Annotated in this window: 14 protein-coding genes; 9 read left to right on the top strand and 5 right to left on the bottom strand. The window is 60.7% G+C overall.

Annotated features, from left to right (window positions below; translation table 11 throughout):
• Window positions 1-15: 15 nt before the first annotated feature.
• Complete coding sequence (locus ACM6JQ_RS15350; protein ID WP_007913508.1) at window positions 16-738, bottom strand: pirin family protein; 723 nt, start codon at window positions 736-738, stop codon at window positions 16-18.
• A gap of 215 nt (window positions 739-953) precedes the next feature.
• Here ACM6JQ_RS15350 and ACM6JQ_RS15345 point away from each other — a divergent pair, with 215 nt between their 5' ends.
• Both ACM6JQ_RS15345 and ACM6JQ_RS15340 read left to right on the top strand, forming a co-directional pair.
• Window positions 954-1,904, top strand: coding sequence for a GlxA family transcriptional regulator (locus ACM6JQ_RS15345; RefSeq protein ID WP_007913509.1), 951 nt, complete (start codon window positions 954-956; stop codon window positions 1,902-1,904).
• Between the two features lie 90 nt (window positions 1,905-1,994).
• Entirely contained in the window at window positions 1,995-3,452 is a 1,458-nt protein-coding gene (locus tag ACM6JQ_RS15340; RefSeq protein WP_414894132.1) for an ATP-binding protein, read from the top strand.
• Here the strand turns inward: ACM6JQ_RS15340 and ACM6JQ_RS15335 are convergent.
• Complete coding sequence (locus tag ACM6JQ_RS15335; protein WP_414894131.1) at window positions 3,429-6,317, bottom strand: ATP-binding protein; 2,889 nt, start codon at window positions 6,315-6,317, stop codon at window positions 3,429-3,431. The genes ACM6JQ_RS15340 and ACM6JQ_RS15335 overlap by 24 nt on opposite strands.
• Before the next feature lie 125 nt (window positions 6,318-6,442).
• Window positions 6,443-6,874: a helix-turn-helix domain-containing protein gene (locus ACM6JQ_RS15330; RefSeq protein WP_414894130.1), complete on the bottom strand. Its 432-nt coding sequence runs from the start codon at window positions 6,872-6,874 to the stop codon at window positions 6,443-6,445.
• A gap of 249 nt (window positions 6,875-7,123) precedes the next feature.
• On the opposite strand from ACM6JQ_RS15330, the gene ACM6JQ_RS15325 reads away from it, so the two are divergent.
• The 7 genes from ACM6JQ_RS15325 (at window position 7,124) to ycaC (ending at window position 13,824) form a co-directional block, all read left to right on the top strand.
• On the top strand, window positions 7,124-8,107 hold the full coding sequence (locus ACM6JQ_RS15325; RefSeq protein WP_414894129.1) for an MBL fold metallo-hydrolase: 984 nt from the start codon (window positions 7,124-7,126) through the stop codon (window positions 8,105-8,107).
• A gap of 54 nt (window positions 8,108-8,161) precedes the next feature.
• The gene (locus tag ACM6JQ_RS15320; RefSeq protein ID WP_095111654.1) at window positions 8,162-9,085 is read left to right on the top strand and encodes a LysR family transcriptional regulator; all 924 of its coding nucleotides are present in this window, start codon (window positions 8,162-8,164) and stop codon (window positions 9,083-9,085) included.
• 515 nt (window positions 9,086-9,600) lie between these two features.
• Window positions 9,601-9,960 carry a DUF6124 family protein gene (locus tag ACM6JQ_RS15315; RefSeq protein WP_414894128.1) on the top strand — a complete coding sequence of 120 codons (360 nt, stop codon included), beginning with the start codon at window positions 9,601-9,603 and terminating at the stop codon, window positions 9,958-9,960.
• 255 nt (window positions 9,961-10,215) lie between these two features.
• Window positions 10,216-10,629 carry a DoxX family protein gene (locus ACM6JQ_RS15310; protein WP_007913538.1) on the top strand — a complete coding sequence of 138 codons (414 nt, stop codon included), beginning with the start codon at window positions 10,216-10,218 and terminating at the stop codon, window positions 10,627-10,629.
• Window positions 10,622-11,248, top strand: coding sequence for an antibiotic biosynthesis monooxygenase (locus tag ACM6JQ_RS15305; RefSeq protein ID WP_123374833.1), 627 nt, complete (start codon window positions 10,622-10,624; stop codon window positions 11,246-11,248). Before ACM6JQ_RS15310 ends, ACM6JQ_RS15305 begins: the two co-directional genes overlap by 8 nt.
• Window positions 11,249-11,291: 43 nt before the next feature.
• Window positions 11,292-13,130 (top strand): amidohydrolase, encoded by a 1,839-nt coding sequence (locus ACM6JQ_RS15300; RefSeq protein ID WP_414894127.1) that lies wholly within the window; start codon window positions 11,292-11,294, stop codon window positions 13,128-13,130.
• A 70-nt stretch (window positions 13,131-13,200) separates the two neighbouring features.
• Window positions 13,201-13,824, top strand: a complete 624-nt coding sequence (gene ycaC / locus ACM6JQ_RS15295) for an isochorismate family cysteine hydrolase YcaC (RefSeq protein WP_007913541.1) — start codon at window positions 13,201-13,203, stop codon at window positions 13,822-13,824.
• 326 nt (window positions 13,825-14,150) lie between these two features.
• On the opposite strand, the gene ACM6JQ_RS15290 is transcribed toward ycaC, so the two are convergent.
• Both ACM6JQ_RS15290 and ACM6JQ_RS15285 read right to left on the bottom strand, forming a co-directional pair.
• Window positions 14,151-15,578 (bottom strand): mechanosensitive ion channel domain-containing protein, encoded by a 1,428-nt coding sequence (locus tag ACM6JQ_RS15290; RefSeq protein WP_414894126.1) that lies wholly within the window; start codon window positions 15,576-15,578, stop codon window positions 14,151-14,153.
• 108 nt (window positions 15,579-15,686) lie between these two features.
• Entirely contained in the window at window positions 15,687-16,706 is a 1,020-nt protein-coding gene (locus tag ACM6JQ_RS15285; RefSeq protein ID WP_414894125.1) for an alpha/beta hydrolase, read from the bottom strand.
• Window positions 16,707-16,854: the final 148 nt, after the last annotated feature.

Here is a 16,854-nt window from a genome sequence, read left to right as displayed (position 1 = left end):
TATTGAAACACCGCGTCATGGCATCTCTGGCAACTCCTGCGGCCGCAAGTCGAACACCAGCACTTCGGCATCGACACCGTTGCTCAAGGTCAGCAACTGTTCTTCGCGAACCCGGACGCCGTCACCTTCGTGCAATGGCTGGCCATTGAGTTCAACGCTGCCACGCGCGACATGCACATAGGCATAGCGGTTGGCAGCCAGTTCCAGTGTGGCGCTTTCCTTGCCGTCGAACAGCCCGGCGAAGACCCGTGCATCCTGACGCACCTTGAGCGAACCGTGCTTGCCGTCCGGCGAAATGATCAACTGCAGGCGACCGCGTTTTTTCTCGGCGCTGAAATGCTCTTGTTGATAGCGCGGTTTGGCTCCGGCAACCTCCGGCACAATCCAGATCTGCAGGAAGTGCACCGGTTTGATCGCTGAATGGTTGAACTCGCTGTGCGCCACGCCGCTGCCTGCGCTCATTAATTGTACGTCGCCTGGACGAATGACCGAACCGGTGCCCAGCGTGTCCTTGTGTTCCAGCGCACCTTCCAGCACATAGGAAAAGATCTCCATGTCGCGATGCGGGTGCTGGCCGAAGCCTTTGCCCGCGGCAACGCGGTCATCGTTAATCACCAGCAGGTCGGAAAAACCCTGTTCGCGAGGGTTGCGATAGCTGGCGAAGGAAAAGGTGTGAAAGGACTTCAACCAGCCATGATTGGCGAGGCCACGATCGGAGGCTTTGCGAAGAGTCAGCATGATGAAATCTCCTTGCGGGACGTGAATTCGTCCGAGTGAGGAGAAGGTTACTGTTTACTGGATTGCGCAATAAGTAGATGAAAATTGAAAGACTGTCCCTTTCAGGTTGACAGTTTTGCGATAGCCGTCACACAAAACTTTTGCGCTCAAACGGCTACAGTTGGCCATAATGTCTGGCCTGTCTCATGTTTCTTTGATTGAAGTGATGTCCTCCCATGAAAACCGTGGCAATGGTGCTGTTCCCCGACTTTCTCCTGCTCGACATGGCCGGGCCATTGGAGGTTTTTTCGGTTGCCAATCGGTATCTGAAACCCGATGCGCATTATCAATTGATCACGCTTGGCACCGAAGATGGACCGCTGCGGGCCTCCAATGGTGTGATGGTGCAGGCGGACCGGACCATTGGCGGCGACACCGAACGTTATGATTTGCTGCTGGTGCCGGGAGGCCCCGGTGCCTACAACCAGCAGTTTCCGTCGTTGTTTGCCTGGCTCAAAGACGCCGTCCGGCGCGTTGAATATTACGGTTCGATCTGCACCGGCGCGTTTGTGTTGGGGCATGCCGGATTACTTGATGGCTACCGTGTGACCACGCACTGGAACTACACCGAACGCCTGATCAAGGGATTCCCCAAAGCCCATGTCACGACCGATCAGATCTATGTCGAGGATCGCAATCTGATCACCTCGGGTGGCGTCACTGCCGGCATCGATATGGCGCTGGCCGTGATCGCCCGCGATCACGGCAAAAAACTCGCCCAGGATGTCGCCAAAGTCCTGCTGGTGGTGATGAAGCGGCAGGGCGGTCAAGCGCAGTTCAGTCCGCTGATGGCTGCCGTGGCGCCACAGGAAACGCCGATCACCCGCGCACAAAGCTATGTGCTGGAGCATCTCGACGAAGCCTTTACGGTCGAGCGCATGGCCGCCATTGCCAACATGAGTGCGCGGCATTTTGCGCGGGTGTTCACCCGCGACATCCACATGACGCCGATGGAGTTTCTGCAAAGTGCGCGCATCGACTGCGCGCGCAATCTGCTGGAAACCAGTGATCTGCCGCTTAAAACCGTGGCTTACAAAAGTGGGTTCGGCAGTGTGCGGCACATGCGTTCACTGTTTGCCGAAAAGCTCGGCCTGACTCCCGCGCAATACCGCGAACAGTTCAGCTAGAGCGCTTGTGTCCGTCTGGCGCACTCGGATGTCCGTGCTGCGCCTCGTGTAGCGGTTGTCGCGTCATCTGAGGCTGCCAAGATAGTTGGCATGGATAGCCTCAACGATTTGAACACGGCGTCGGTGCTGCATTTCGGCCCTTACGCCTTCCATCTGCGGCAACGGCTGATACTCGATGGAGATCGGCCCTTGCGCATGGGCGGTCGCGCGCTGGACATTCTGCAAGTGCTGGTCGAGCGTGCCGGTCGAGTGGTCAGAAAGGAGCAGTTGATCGCGCTGGTATGGCCGACGTCGGTGGTCGAGGAGATCAACCTGCGCGTGCACATTGCGGCGCTCAGGCGAGCGTTGGGTGACGGCGAGAACGGTCAGCGTTACATCGTCCATGTACCACAATGCGGTTACAGCTTTATCGCCCCGGTCCGCTGCGACAGCGCCGCGCAAGTGGTTTTCGAGGGCTTGCAGACACCCCAGCATAATTTGCCAGCGCGACTGACCTCGGTCACCGGTCGTGACTCGCTGGTTGGCGGGTTGGTGCGACAGATGCCGCTGTGTCGGTTGATGACCATCACCGGAGCGCCGGGCGTAGGTAAGTCCACCGTGGCGCTGCGGGTCGCGGAACTGCTTTTGCAGTACTACAGAGACGGTGTATGGCAAGTAGATCTGAGCTTGATCGACGACCACACGCCGCTGCTCGACCATGTGCTGCGCACCCTGAAGAGCGATTTGACCGGGCTGTCGACTCGCCATGCGTTGCTGCTGCTGGATAACTGTGACCACCGCCGCGATGCTTGCAGATTAGCGGTTGAAACGTTGCTCGAAGCCGCGCCTCGACTGTCGATCCTCGCCACCAGTCGTGAAGCCTTACAGGTCAGTCTGGAAACCCTGCAGCGTGTTCCAGCGCTGGCCATTCCGAAGCGCTCGGCAGCCAATTGCATCACTGAAGCCATGGGACATTCCTCGGTGCAGTTGTTCGTCAGCCGTGCGCGGGCGCGACAGCATGATTTCCGCTTGCGCGAGCAGGATGTCAGTGCCGTGCTTGAGATCTGTCGTCAACTCGACGGTTTGCCGCTGGCGATCGAACTGGCGGCGGCGCAGATCGATGCGCTGGCGCTGGTAGGTTTGCAAGCGCAAATGGCCAACGGCCTGCAAGTACTCAGCCATGGCCGGCGCACTGCAGTGGCGCGGCACCAATCCATGCAGGCGGCACTCGACTGGAGCTATCAATGCTTGAGTGAGCAGGAACAACGCGTGCTGCAACGCCTATCGGTGTTCAAACTGGCGTTTACGCTGGAGGCTGCGTTGGCGGTGATCAGTTGCCCGCGACTGGCTGTGTCGGAGTTGGCCGCGATCATCGAAGGCCTGGCGCAGAAGTCTTGGCTGTCACTGGAACGCGGCGCGAGTGCAGGCCGGTACCGGATGCTCAATACCACCCGGTGCTATGCCCGCACGGAACTTGAGCGCAGTGGTGAGGGGATTGATCTTGAACGCCGGCATGCACGTTACATCAAGCGGATTCGCCGGGCTTCAGAAGTGCGCGCTCTCGCGTAATTCGTCGATCAGCAAGTGCACCTTGCGCAGGTCCGGGGTCGCGTAGCCCTCGGTGAAACGTTGATAGATCGGACTGAGCAAATCCAGCGCCTCGCGACAGCGTGACTGACGCTGCCAGAGTTGCGCCAATGAAGTGGCGCTGCGCAGTTCCCAGGCGAGCGCGCCTTGAGTGCGGGCGATGGTCAGGGATTGTTGCAGGAGTGCTTCGGCTTCCTGAATGGCCCCTTCGCGAGCAAGCTCGCTCCCACAGGAATTCTGGATGTACTCGGAACCAGTGTGGGAGCGAGCCTGCTCGCGAAGAGGCCCGCCCAGACAAACCATCCCTCCCTTCAATAACGTATCCGCCCGAGCCCGCAGAATCTCCGCCGTGCTCCACCCCGCATCACCACTCTGCGCCCGCTCAAGCAGCGCGTCGTCGACAAAACGGTCATCCAGAGTCACCATGATTTCCCCGATCAGCCCGCCGCTGCCTGTCGACACAGGCGCACTGACTTGTGGTTCGATCACCTGCGCGTAGTGCCGCGCCCAAGTGTTGAACAGCAGCACCGAATGTTTCTGCGACTGCTCGAGCAGCAACTGCAATAGCGCCCGGGCGTTTTGCTGATCGCCGTTGTAATGAGCGATCAGGCAACTGGCCAGCGCCAGGGTGTAGCAAATCGAAGTGCCATGGTCGATTTGCACGGCAATGTCCAGTGCCTGCCGCGCCGTGCGCCACGCTTGCTCTGGCAGACCCTGCATCCACAACACCCGTGCCAGCACCGTCAGCGACGCGACGCTTTGGTCGTACTGCACGCCAAAGCCATGAGTGAAGCGGTTGACATGACCACTGTGCGCCATGCGCTGGAGGACCTGTTCGGCGTGGATGCGCGCCTGCAATTGGTCGCCGGCATAATGCAGAGCCAATACGCGCAAGCGGTGGGTACTCAGTGACAACAGCGGGTCGCCGTGCAGGCCGAGGCGGTCGAAGTGCTCGCTCTGTGCCAGCGCCATGCGGTAGTGCCCGCAACTGAGGTTGACCGCCATGTGCCCGGAGACTGCGCGCAATTGTCCGGCAACGTCGTCGTGCTCGTGGGCCAACTGGCGGGCTTCGGCGAAGGCCTGGATGGTTTCCGCCGTGCCACCCCACGTGTGGTAGCAGGCACTGCCAAGGGCCAGTTTGAGGGCGACTTTCAGGCGCGGGCAGGGTTCGTGCAGTTCATCAAACAGGCTCAGCGCCCGGCGCACATAGGCGCCGTACTCCTTGAGCAGCGACAACTCCTGCCACAAGGGTGCCGACGCCGCCGTCAGCCGAATCCCCAAACCACCAGGGCCGACACCGTTCAGGCTCCAGTCCAGTGCTGCGCGCAAATCTTCCAGCCCTCGGGCGTAGCGATCGATCCATAACAAGGTCGGCGTGTTTTCCCAATCGTTCTGCGCCTGCTGCATCAACGCCAGACAGCGTTCGGCATGGCGTTCGCGGGTTTCCTCGCATTCGGCGGCGTGATCGAGTTTTTCCAGCGCGTAACGTCGGGTGGTGTCGAGCAAGCGGTAGAACACGTCCTCGTCACCGACCTCGACGGCGAGCAGGGATTTGGCCACCAGTTGCGTGATCGACACAAACACCATGCCGGGGTCGATCTGCTGACCGACGATAACGGCTGCCGCCGACTCGAGGGTAAAACCACCACGAAACACGCCCAGACGACGCAGGCAGGTTTGTTCGCAGCGATCGAGCAGATTGAAACTCCAGTCCAGCGTTGCGCGCAGAGTGAGATGACGCTCCAGACTGCTTTGATTGCCCGCTGCCAGCGGCGGTAAACGGCCTTGCAGTTGGCTCAGCAGACCATCCAGTCCGAGTTCGGTGACCTGCGCTGCCGCCAGTTCCAATGCCAGTGGAATGCCGTCGAGCCGATGGCAGATCTCGATTGCCTGTGGCAACTGGGCATCGTTCAGTTCGAAGCTTTCCTGCGCGGCCGTCGCTCGTTCGACGAACAACTGCAGCGCCGAAAAATTCAGCGTTAGCTCACGATCCAGCATCGTCGTCATCGGCGGGTATTCGAGGGAGTCCAGACGCTGTACGTACTCGCCTTCGGCCCGCAGACTTTCGCGGCTGGTGGCGAGGATATGCACGTGCGGCGCCCCACGCAGAATGCTTTCACTAAGCGCTGCGACGGCATCGATCAAATGCTCGCAGTTGTCGAGCAACAACAGCATCTGCCGTTGTTGCAGGCCTTTGACCAGTGCTGTCTGCGGGTCGCCTTCGAGAAGTGCCAGATCAAGCAGGGCGGCCAGGTGTGAACAGATCAGCCGGGGATCGCTCAGAGGTGCCAGATCCACCAGACGAATGCCGTCGCGATAGTGCCCGATCAACTGTTCGGCTACCCGCAGGGCCACCGTGGTTTTACCGATCCCGCCGGGGCCGACCAGGGTGATGCAGCGTTGGCGCGGCAGTTGCGTCATCAAGCTGTCGACCAGCGGCTGGCGGCCGATCATCCGCGTGCGCCGCAAGGGCAGATTGTGTCGACCGCCAGCATTGCCCACAGGGCGCTCCTCCATGGATTTCAGCAAAACCGGTGCGACGAAACTGTAACCCCGCTGCGCCACGGTGATGATGTAACGCTGGCCGGCCTGACCGTCACCGAGCGCCTTGCGCAGCGCCGCCATGTGCACACGCAAGTTGATGTCTTCAACGACAGTGTCCGGCCAGACCCCTGCCATCAATTGTTGCTTGCTCACCACTTCGCCGGCATGCGCCAGCAGAATCAGGAGGATGTCCATCGCCCGTCGGCCCAGACGCAACGGCTGCTCGCCTTCGAGTACCAAACGTTGCCCGGGATGAATCCGATAAGGGCCAAAACCGAGGGCCTGATTCGGTGAAAGACTCAACGGCTCACTCCTGCGGTGCTGCGGCGGACAGAGCGGAGTAGTGCCGGGCGCGTGCGCAGGCCTTCTAATCCGGGGTGTCCCGGCATAATCCTCAGGTTTGAGCGTCAGTGCAACGGGGGCCGCGATCAAAACACGGCAGGCTGTGCACGGTGAGCTTTGGGTTCACGCATGATCTGGCAGCGCCAGGCAAACGGATTGATGCCTTCGCTGCGGGTGAACATATGGCAGAAATGCGCCTGATCGCAGAAGCCGCATTCCAGGCTGATTTGCGTCAGGCTCAGGTTGGTGTGCTGGATCAACAGCTTGGCCCGCGCCAGGCGCTGGGTGCGAATCCAGTCCTGCGGCGACAACCCGGTGCTGCATTTGAAGGCGCGGGAAAAGTGACTGCGCGACAGCGAGCAGGCGCGGGCCAGTTCGGTCACTTCCAGGCTTTCGCCCAGGCGTTCGAGGATCAGTTGTTTGACCTGCCGTTCGCGCTGCGGACTGAGCCCGCCGATCCCGGTCTTGCGTGGTTCGTTGGCAGGGGCGAGGGCGACGCTGTGCTGTAAATGAGCCATGGCCAATGTCCGTGTCGATGGGGAATGCACGGTCGGCGCATCCCCTCAGGTCAAAAAAACAACGCTGCGCAGAGAGTTTCATTGTTGGGCGATAGCGGCAGGCTGACGAGTTAATCGTTGTTAATTCCCGCGCATTGATCTGAACTCAGCACATCTCTGCAAGTCTGCGCCCCACGGTTTGCGGCACGATGACAGCAAGCGTGGCGAGCCGATGGGGGCGCCGCAATCGGCAGGTCCAAGGGGAATCAGATGAAAGGCATTTTCAACGCAGCAGCGGCGCTGACGTTCGCGCTGGTCACTTCCAGCGCCATGGCACAGGCACCCCAGCAGGGCACTCAGGCGCCGGGCTATTTCCGCCTGGCCTTGGGCGATTACGAGGTCACCGCATTGTTCGATGGGTACAACGACTTGTCGCCGAAACTGTTGCAGGGCATGAGTCAGGCGCAGATTCGGGCACTGCTGGCACGCCGTTCGATTGAAACTCCGGGGGTTCAGACGGCGTTCAATGCTTTCTTGGTCAATACCGGCAAGCAACTGATTCTGGTCGATAGCGGCGCCGGGCAATGCATTGGCGCCACCGCCGGACAGCTTCTGGCGAATATGCGGGCGGCCGGCTACCAGCCAGAGCAGGTCGATACGATCTTGCTGACGCACCTGCACCTCGATCATGTCTGTGGTCTGGTCGATGCACAGAAACAAGCGTTGTTCACGAATGCCACGGTGTACGCGGCCAAGGCTGAAGCGGATTACTGGCTCGATCCGGCCGCGCTGGCCAAAGCTCCGGCCGGCGCCAAAGAGTTTTTCAAGATCGCCCAGGACTCCACCGCGGCCTACGTCGCCGCCGGGCGCTTCAAGACTTTTGCCGCTGGCCAGTCACCGTTGCCGGGATTAGTCGAAGCGACACTCGAAGCCGGCCATACGCCGGGCAGCACTACCTACCGTTTCACCTCGCAGAATCAGAGCATCGTTTTCATGGGGGATCTGGTGCATAACCTGGCTGTGCAGTTTGAGCATCCAGAAGTGTCCATCGGCTTTGATGTCAACAGTGCGCAAGCGATCAACGCGCGTCAGGCAGTCTTCAGCGCGGCGGTGGCGAGCAAGACGTGGGTGACGGCGGCGCACCTGCCGTTCCCGGGCATCGGTCACATCACCGCGCAAGGCAAGCACTTTCAGTGGGTGCCCGTGGAATATGGCCCGTACAAGCGCGCGGCCAAAGTGCCGTTAATCGAGTAAAGTGCGCGGCGCCCACCCGCAAAAGCAGCAGACACCGAAAAGGAAAACATGCCTATGAACCGTAACGATCTGCGTCGCGTCGACATGAACCTGCTGGTGATTTTCGAAGCGCTGATGTTCGAAAAGAACCTGACCCGCGTCGCTGAAAAACTGTTCATGGGTCAGCCTGCAGTCAGCGCGGCGCTGGGCCGGTTGCGCGATCTGTTCGACGATCCGTTACTGCTGCGTAACGGTCGGGGCATGGAGCCGACCGCGCGGGCGCTGGCGATTCTCAAGGAGTTGCAGCCGGCGATGGACGTCATCTCTGGTGCGGTGAGCCGGGCCAAGGAGTTCGAACCGGCGAGCAGTTGCGATGTGTTTCGCATCGGCCTGTCGGATGACGCCGAATTCGGCCTGTTTCCACCGCTGCTGCGCCAGCTTCAGCAAGAGGCGCCGGGGATTGTCGTGGTCGTGCGCCGTGCCAACTACCTGCTGATGCCGGCACTGTTGGCCTCCGGGGAAATCTCCGTAGGCGTCAGTTACACCACTGAATTGCCGGCCAACGCCAAGCGCAAAAAACTGCGCGACATTCCCTGTAAAGTCCTGCGCGGCGATGACCGCCCAGGCCCGCTGACGCTGGACGAATACTGCGAGCGGCCGCACGCGATGGTGTCGTTCTCCGGCGACTTGAGCGGCAACATCGACATGGACCTGGCCAAGGTCGGACGCAGCCGCCGCGTCGTCCTCGGCGTGCCGCAATTCAGCGGCTTGCGCGCCTTGCTGGCCGGCACCGAGATGATCGCCACCGTGCCGGATTACGCCGCCTGCGCGTTGGTTGAAGGTTGTGCCTTGCGTGCCGAAGATCCGCCATTCCCGATTGATGCAGCGCAATTGTCGATGGCCTGGAGCGGGGTGCATGACAACGACCCGGCGGAAAAATGGCTCAGAGCGCGGATCAGCCAGTTCATGGCGGCGCCGCTGGATATCCCGGCTAGCTGAATCCCTGCGCAAATCTCAAATACAGCACTGATCCCCTGTGGGAGCGAGCTTGCTCGCGAAGGCGTCGTGTCAGTCGATAAATACTTCGAATGACACACCGCTTTCGCGAGCAAGCTCGCTCCCACATTGGGACGGCGTGATCCCTGAGTTGTTGGTGGTTTAAACATCGCCGTTTAAGCAACACCCACAGACACTCTTTCAGGCTACGCAACCTTGCGCCTTTGCCTACAGCTACGCCAGAATCCGCCGGCTTGTGCGCTTTTGGTCGGGTCTCTATCGTTTGGTGGTCGCTGAAAACTCAGCGATCGGGTTTAGCGACTCGGACCAAAAAAAGTGCATCAGCGCTCCATGCTTCGTTGCAGGCTATCGTCTGCACTTCGCTATGGCGGCTGTATGCGGGAGACCTTCGGGTCTACCGGGTTGCCTTTTACCGGTTCGCTAACCTGCATACGGTCGCCCCCCATCCTGTTTAGCGACAGGACGTGGTGATCTCGGCTCTAAAAAGGAGATTCACCATGTTCAAAGTCACACCCAACCCGCCTGACATCGACCCCACATCGCCCTACGAATCCATCGACTCCCGAAAACTCCACGAAGCTGCCGACCGCGCCCTCGACCATTACCTCCTGCCACCCGGCTCCACGCCACCGCCACGCAGAACTCGCGGCATGTATGCCGTAACCGCCGACACCAAAGCCGAAGAACTGCTGACCGATGCCAGCGAAACACTTGCCTCGGCCAAAACCATCGCCCAGGACGTTGCCCACCTGTTGCCCGCGCCGCAGCGTCGGGCGTTGTTGGGGATTGCGCAGTTGATCATGCTCGGCGAGTTGGCGGTGAATCGGGTGCTGGATAACCTGGAGTTTCCAGGCTAACCCGGACCACTGATCGTTCCCACGCGGAACTTGGGGCGCTCAGAAACCCTGTGGGAGCTGGCTTGCCAGCGATGGCGTCAGCTCAGCCAACAGCGACGTCGCCTGACACTCCGCTATCGCTGGCAAGCCAGCTCCCACAGAGTTCTTCGGCGTTCCCGGCAACCTGGTTGATCGCAAGAACTGAGCACATCTATCCAATTTCCTCCCGACCATCATTGGCATGATTCCAGCCAATGACATTTCAAGGGTCGGGTCATGAATGCCTCAACAGATGAACAGGCACGCGACATCGGTTTGCTGTTCCTGCGGGTCAGTGGCGGGTTGTTTCTGCTGTGGGTCCACGGCTTGCCCAAGCTGCTCGACTTCACCGCGCAACTGCAACTGATCGAAGACCCGTTCCACCTCGGATCTCACCTCACTTTGATCCTGGCGATCTTCGCCGAAGTCCTCTGCCCACTACTGATCGTCGCCGGGTTACTGGCACGATTGGCCTGCGTGCCTATTCTCTTTGTGCTGCTGGTGGCGTTGCTGGTCGTGCATCCGCAATGGAGTGTGGCCGAGGGGCAGTTCGGCTGGTTGCTGCTGATCCTGTTTAGCACTGTGTTGATCGCCGGGCCGGGACGGCTGGCGATTTCTGTTCGTTTGCCCGGAGTGTTGCGTTATGCCTGAAGTCCTCAATCCACAGTCACCGGGGGCCGATGAGACGGTCACGTTGATCATCAAACACCGGGTCAAGGCCGGTTTCGAGTCAGCGTATGAGGCCTGGCTGCGCAATATCGTCCGCGTGGCGGGGCAGCGTGAGGGGCATTTGGGTGTGGACGTGGTGCGCGGCAAGCGCGGCCGCCTCGACTTCTACACCTGTGTGCTGCGTTTCAGCAGCACCGAAGCGATGCAAGGCTGGCTGGAATCGCCGCAGCGTCAGGCACTGGTCGCCGAAGCGGCGCCGATGCTGGCTGACGGCGATCAGACTGAAGTCGCGCCGATCAATGAATTCTGGTTTACGCCACTGGCCGATGCCGCTTCGCCGCCGCCGCGCTGGAAGCAAGCGGTGGTCACGCTGCTGGTGATTCTGCCGCACACCTTGCTCGTGCCACTGATCTGGGGGCCGCTGCTGGCGCTGCATCCGCTTCTTTCCAACTATGTGGTCGCTACTTTCCTGATCACCCTGACCATCGTCCTGTCGGTGGTGTACGTGGTGATGCCGCCGGTCACCCGTTTGTTTTCGCCATGGCTCGAAGCCAGCCAGGCCCATGAACACCTCGATTCCCAAGACACCTCGCCGCGTTGAGCGCGCGAGGTTCGCTCCTTTTCACTTTGCTTGAGGAACTGCGATGAGCGCCGATCTGATTTTATTCAATGGCCAGTTTCATACCGTAGACCGCACCAAACCGCTGGCCAGTGCCGTGGCCATCACCGACGGCCGCTTTGTCGTCGTCGGCAACGACAACCAGGCCATGGCCCTGCGCGGGCCGAACACGCAAGTGGTCGATATGCATGGCCGCTGTGTCATCCCGGGTCTCAACGACTCGCACTTGCACCTGATCCGTGGCGGTTTGAACTACAACCTCGAACTGCGCTGGGAAGGCGTGCCGTCGCTGGCCGACGCGCTGCGCATGCTCAAGGATCAGGCTGACCGTACGCCGACCCCGCAATGGGTGCGCGTGGTCGGTGGCTGGAACGAATTCCAGTTCGCTGAAAAGCGCATGCCGACTCTGGAAGAAATCAATCAGGCCGCGCCGGACACCCCGGTGTTCATCCTGCACCTGTATGACCGTGCGCTGCTCAATCGCGCCGCACTGCGCGTCGCCGGTTACACCCGCGACACGCCGAACCCGCCGGGTGGCGAGATTGTCCGCGACAGCAACGGCAACCCGACCGGCATGCTCGTTGCGCGGCCTAACGCGATGATTCTCTACTCGACGCTGGCCAAGGGGCCGAAGCTGCCGCTGGAATATCAGGTCAACTCGACCCGCCAGTTCATGCGCGAACTCAATCGCCTCGGCCTGACCAGTGCGATCGATGCCGGCGGCGGTTTCCAGAACTACCCGGACGATTATCAGGTGATTGAGCAACTGGCCAAAGACGACCAGTTGACCGTGCGCATCGCCTACAACCTGTTCACCCAGAAACCGAAAGAAGAGCTGAGCGATTTCCAGAACTGGACCGGCAGCGTCAAGTTGCATCAGGGCGACGACTTCCTGCGTCACAACGGCGCCGGCGAGATGCTGGTGTTCTCGGCGGCGGACTTCGAGGACTTCCTCGAACCACGCCCGGACCTGCCGCAGACCATGGAAGAAGAGCTGGAGCCGGTGGTGCGCCACCTGGTCGAGCAGCGCTGGCCGTTCCGTTTGCACGCGACCTACAACGAATCGATCAGCCGTATGCTCGACGTGTTCGAGAAGGTTAACCGTGACATTCCGTTCAACGGCTTGCCGTGGTTCTTCGACCACGCCGAAACCATCACCCCGCAAAACATCGAGCGGGTGAAAGCGCTGGGCGGCGGCATCGCGATCCAGGATCGCATGGCGTTCCAGGGTGAGTACTTCGTCGACCGCTACGGCAAACATGCCGCCGAGGCGACCCCGCCGATCAAACGCATGCTCGCCGAAGGTGTGCCGGTCGGTGCGGGCACCGATGCCACGCGCGTTTCCAGTTACAACCCGTGGACTTCGCTGTACTGGATGGTCAGCGGTCGCACCGTCGGCGGTCTGGCCTTGTACGAAGAAGGTCTGCCGCGCACCACCGCACTGGAACTGTTCACCCACGGCAGCGCCTGGTTCTCCTCGGAGCAGGGCAAGAAGGGCCAGATCAAGGTCGGGCAACTGGCGGATCTGGCGGCGCTGAGCGCGGACTTCTTCCATGTCGAGGAAGAAGCGATCAAGTGGATCGAATCGGTCATGACCGTGGTCGGCGGCAAAATTGTTTACGCCGCCGGCGACTTCGAAGACCTCGGCCCGCGCTCGATTCCGGTGTTGCCGGACTGGTCGCCGGTGGTGAAAGTCCCGGGCCACTGGCGGCCGAATTCGCCGTTGCAGGCGCAGGTGCACCAGTGCAGCGGCCCGTGCGCGGTGCACACCCACAGCCATGAAAAGGCGCGGATGTCGAACGCGCCGGTCAGCGACTTCGCCGGTTTCTGGGGCGCGTTCGGCTGCTCCTGCTTCGCTTTCTGATTTCCCCTGAAGCGCCGGTCATCCGGTCGGCGCTCAACGCTTCATCCATCCGTCCATCAGGAGTTTTCCCATGAGCGTTCCTTACACACGTCTGAACAAAGATGATGCGGTCGTACTGCTGGTCGATCACCAGACCGGTCTGATCTCGCTGGTCCAGGATTTCACCCCGAACGAATTCAAGAACAACGTGCTGGCGCTGGGCGACATCGCCAAGTTCTTCAAGCTGCCGACCATTTTGACCACCAGTTTCGACGCAGGTCCCAACGGCCCGATCGTCCCTGAGTTGCGCGAGCAGTTCCCGGATGCACCGTTCATTCAGCGCCCGGGCCAGATCAATGCCTGGGACAACGAAGATTTCGTCAAAGCGATCAAGGCAACCGGGCGCAAGCAACTGATCATTGCCGGTGTGGTGACGGATGTTTGCGTAGCGTTCCCGACCTTGTCGGCGATTGCTGAAGGCTACGAAGTGTTTGTGGTGACGGACTCGTCGGGCACCTTCAACACTACCGTGCAGCAAGCGGCGTGGGCGCGGATGTCGGCGGCGGGTGCGCACCTGCTGAACTGGTTCTCGGTGGCGTGCGAGCTGCAGGGTGACTGGCGCAACGACATGGAAGGTTTGGCGCATCTGCTGTCGGAGCGTCTGCCTAACTACCGTAACCTGATCAACAGCTATACCAAGTTCACTGCCAAGTAATCGGCTGATCCTGAAAAGCCCCTCATCGGAACGCCGCCCGCCTAACCCTCTCCCGGAGGGAGAGGGAACTGACCGAGGGGCTCTTTCGAGGTACGCCGACGTGCAATACCGAGCCGAACCCGGGTCATGAAAAGCCCGAAGATCGGCTCCCTTTCCTTTCGAGGTCTTGGGGATAGGGAACTGACCGAGGGTGTCTTTCGGAATACACCGACCTGGGGAATCGAGTCGAACTCCGGACTTGAAGCAAACGGAGATCGGCTCCCTTTCCCCCTCGCCCCCCTGGGAGAGAGGGCTGGGGTGAGGGGGAGGCTTTTGATCTTGCCGCTTCAACGTTTCTGCAGCCAACCGAGAAACCCACCTTTCCTCACCGCCACCGGTTTGGCCATCAACGCGAGGCGACTGTTCTGCTGACGCACCGCCTGCAACTTGTTCAACGCCCGGCCCACCTCCGTGCGCTGTTCCATGCACTCACGAGTGAGATTCTTGTCGAGCCGATAAATGATGCTCGACGTCAACGCCGTGAACGTCGCCTGCGACGGCGTATCCGCCAGAATGCTCTGTTCACCCATGACCTCACTCGGCCCCATCCGCCCGGCCTCGACCTTGCTGTCGCCATCCGCCACAGTCGCACTGACGACGCCGGTGGCAATCACGAACAGACTGTCCGGCACTTCATCCAGATCCAGCACCACCTGGCCTGCGGTGTATTGCTGCGCAACCATCGATTCCGCCAGGCGATCACGCTCCTCACTGCTCAGCGAGCGGAAGATTTTCACTTCATCGAGCAACGCGCGGGCGCGGGTCGACGGTTCGATCACGCCGTCCGGATGCCGCGAAATGCCGGCTGCTTCGAGATGCCGGTGGGCGAGGTCGAACAGTTGGTTGCGCACTTCGCTTTTCTTGCCGAGCTCGGCGATGAAGCCGCTGGCGACGTATTCCGACATGGTTTCACCGGCCTCTTTCAACACGGCTTTCGGCGCCGGGCTGAGGAGCAAACTACTGCTGCCTTGCAAGGTGCGATCAAGCGCATCCAGAACACGACGCGGGCGGATGTGATTCGGTACCTGAATGCTGATCGACACGCCATGCATGTTGTTCGGGCGACTGAGGTTGACGATCTTCGCCTTGGCCGCGACCGAGTTCGGCACCACGGCCATGGTCCCGGCGCTGGTCAGCAGGTGGGTGGCGCGCCAGTCGATGTCGAAGACTTTGCCTTCAACGCCGTCGATCACCACGAAATCATCCACCTGATACGGCTTGGTGGTGTTGAGCACGATCCCGGAAAACACGTCAGCCAGGGTGCTTTGCAGCGCCAGACCGACAACGATGGCCACCACCCCCGAAGTCGCCAGCAAGCCTTTCACGGGCAGTTCCAGCACGTAACCGGCGGCCGCAACGATGGCCACCAGAAACACCAGTGCACCAATGACGTCCTGCAGCAAACGACCGCTGTGGCCGATACGGCGCATCAGCGCCAGCCCGATGACTTCGGTCAGCACCCGCGCCGCGTACAGCCACCAGAGAATCCCCAACGCCGTCGCACCCAACTGCGCCACGCGGTCATCGGCAAATTGTGCTGCTTGCAACGGACTGACGCCGGCGTTGATCACCAGCGCGGTGAACGCCAGAAACAGCACCAGCCGCACAGCGACTCTCGGGGCACGATGGCTGAAGGGCGAGAAGTGCCAGAGCACGGCGTCGAGCAACAGCAGGGCGGCGCTCCAGGACAGCAGATGGGTGTAGAAAAATGTCATGACCTTGGCTCCGTGGTGTCTGCAAGTGAAAAGATCGCAGCCTGCGGCGGCTCCTACAGGAGAACGTATTCCAATGTAGGAGCTGCCGCAGGCTGCGATCTTTTGCCGTTATGGATTCAGATGAGTTTTCAGCTCAGCTGCCGCCTGACGCACCGCCGCTTTCACCTCAGGAATCTGACTCAGCGGATTGAGCAAACCGAAGTCATGAATCATCCCGTTGTAGCGCACCGAGGTCACCGCTACACCGGCCGCATCAAGGTGTCGCGCATAACCTTCGCCTTCGTCACGCAGCACGTCGAATTCGGCGGTCTGCACCAGGGCGGCGGGCAAGCCTTTGAGCTGTTCGGCGCTGGCATTCAGCGGCGAGGCATGGATCTGCGCACGTTCGGCCGGGTTGGTGGTGTAGTTGTCCCAGAACCACTGCATCATGCCTTTGGTGAGGAAATGGCCCTCGGCGAATTGCTGGTACGAACCGTCGTCGAACTGCGCGTTGGTCACCGGCCACATCAGCAACTGGAAGCGCAGCGCCGGGGCTTTCTGTTCCTTGGCCATCAACGCCACGACCGCTGCCATGTTGCCGCCGACGCTGTTGCCCGCTACTGCCAGGCGCTTGCCGTCGACACCGATATCTTTGCCGTGCTCGGCCACCCATTTGGTTGCGGCGTAAGCCTGGTTGATCGCGGTCGGGTACTGCGCTTCCGGCGACGGCGTGTAATCGACGTACACCGCGACGGCGCCAGAGCCCACCACCAAGTCGCGAATCAGCCGTTGGTGCGTCGGGAAGTCGCCGAGCACCCAGCCGCCACCGTGGAAGAACATGAACACCGGCAACTCGCCCTTGACCTGGGCCGGACGCACCACTTTCAGGTTGATGGTCTGGCCATCGACCTTGATCGCCTTGTCGCTGACTTCAACACCCGACAGATCTACTTTTACCGAAGCCTGCGCACCGGTCAGCACCGCACGGGCGTCTTTCGGGCTCAGTTGCTCCAGCGGTTTGCCACCACCGGCGGCGAGGGCGTTGAGGAAGGCTTGGGTGTTGTGTTCGACACCGGAGGTCTCGGCGGCGAATGCGTTGCCGATGGACAGGGCGAGGAGGGAAGCGGTCAGGGTTTTCTTGATGTTCATGTTCAATTCCATTTTTTGATTGGTATTCAGTTGTGTAGGAGCTGCCGAAGGCTGCGATCTTTTGATCCTGTTTTTGCCTTTTTCCCGCGTCACCTCAGATCAAGATCAAAAGATCGCAGCCTGCGGCAGCTCCTACTTGTTCAGGGTT

The organism is Pseudomonas sp. IT-232MI5, from assembly GCF_949767845.1.
GTDB lineage: Bacteria > Pseudomonadota > Gammaproteobacteria > Pseudomonadales > Pseudomonadaceae > Aquipseudomonas.
This window is presented reverse-complemented; position numbering and strand designations above follow the sequence as displayed.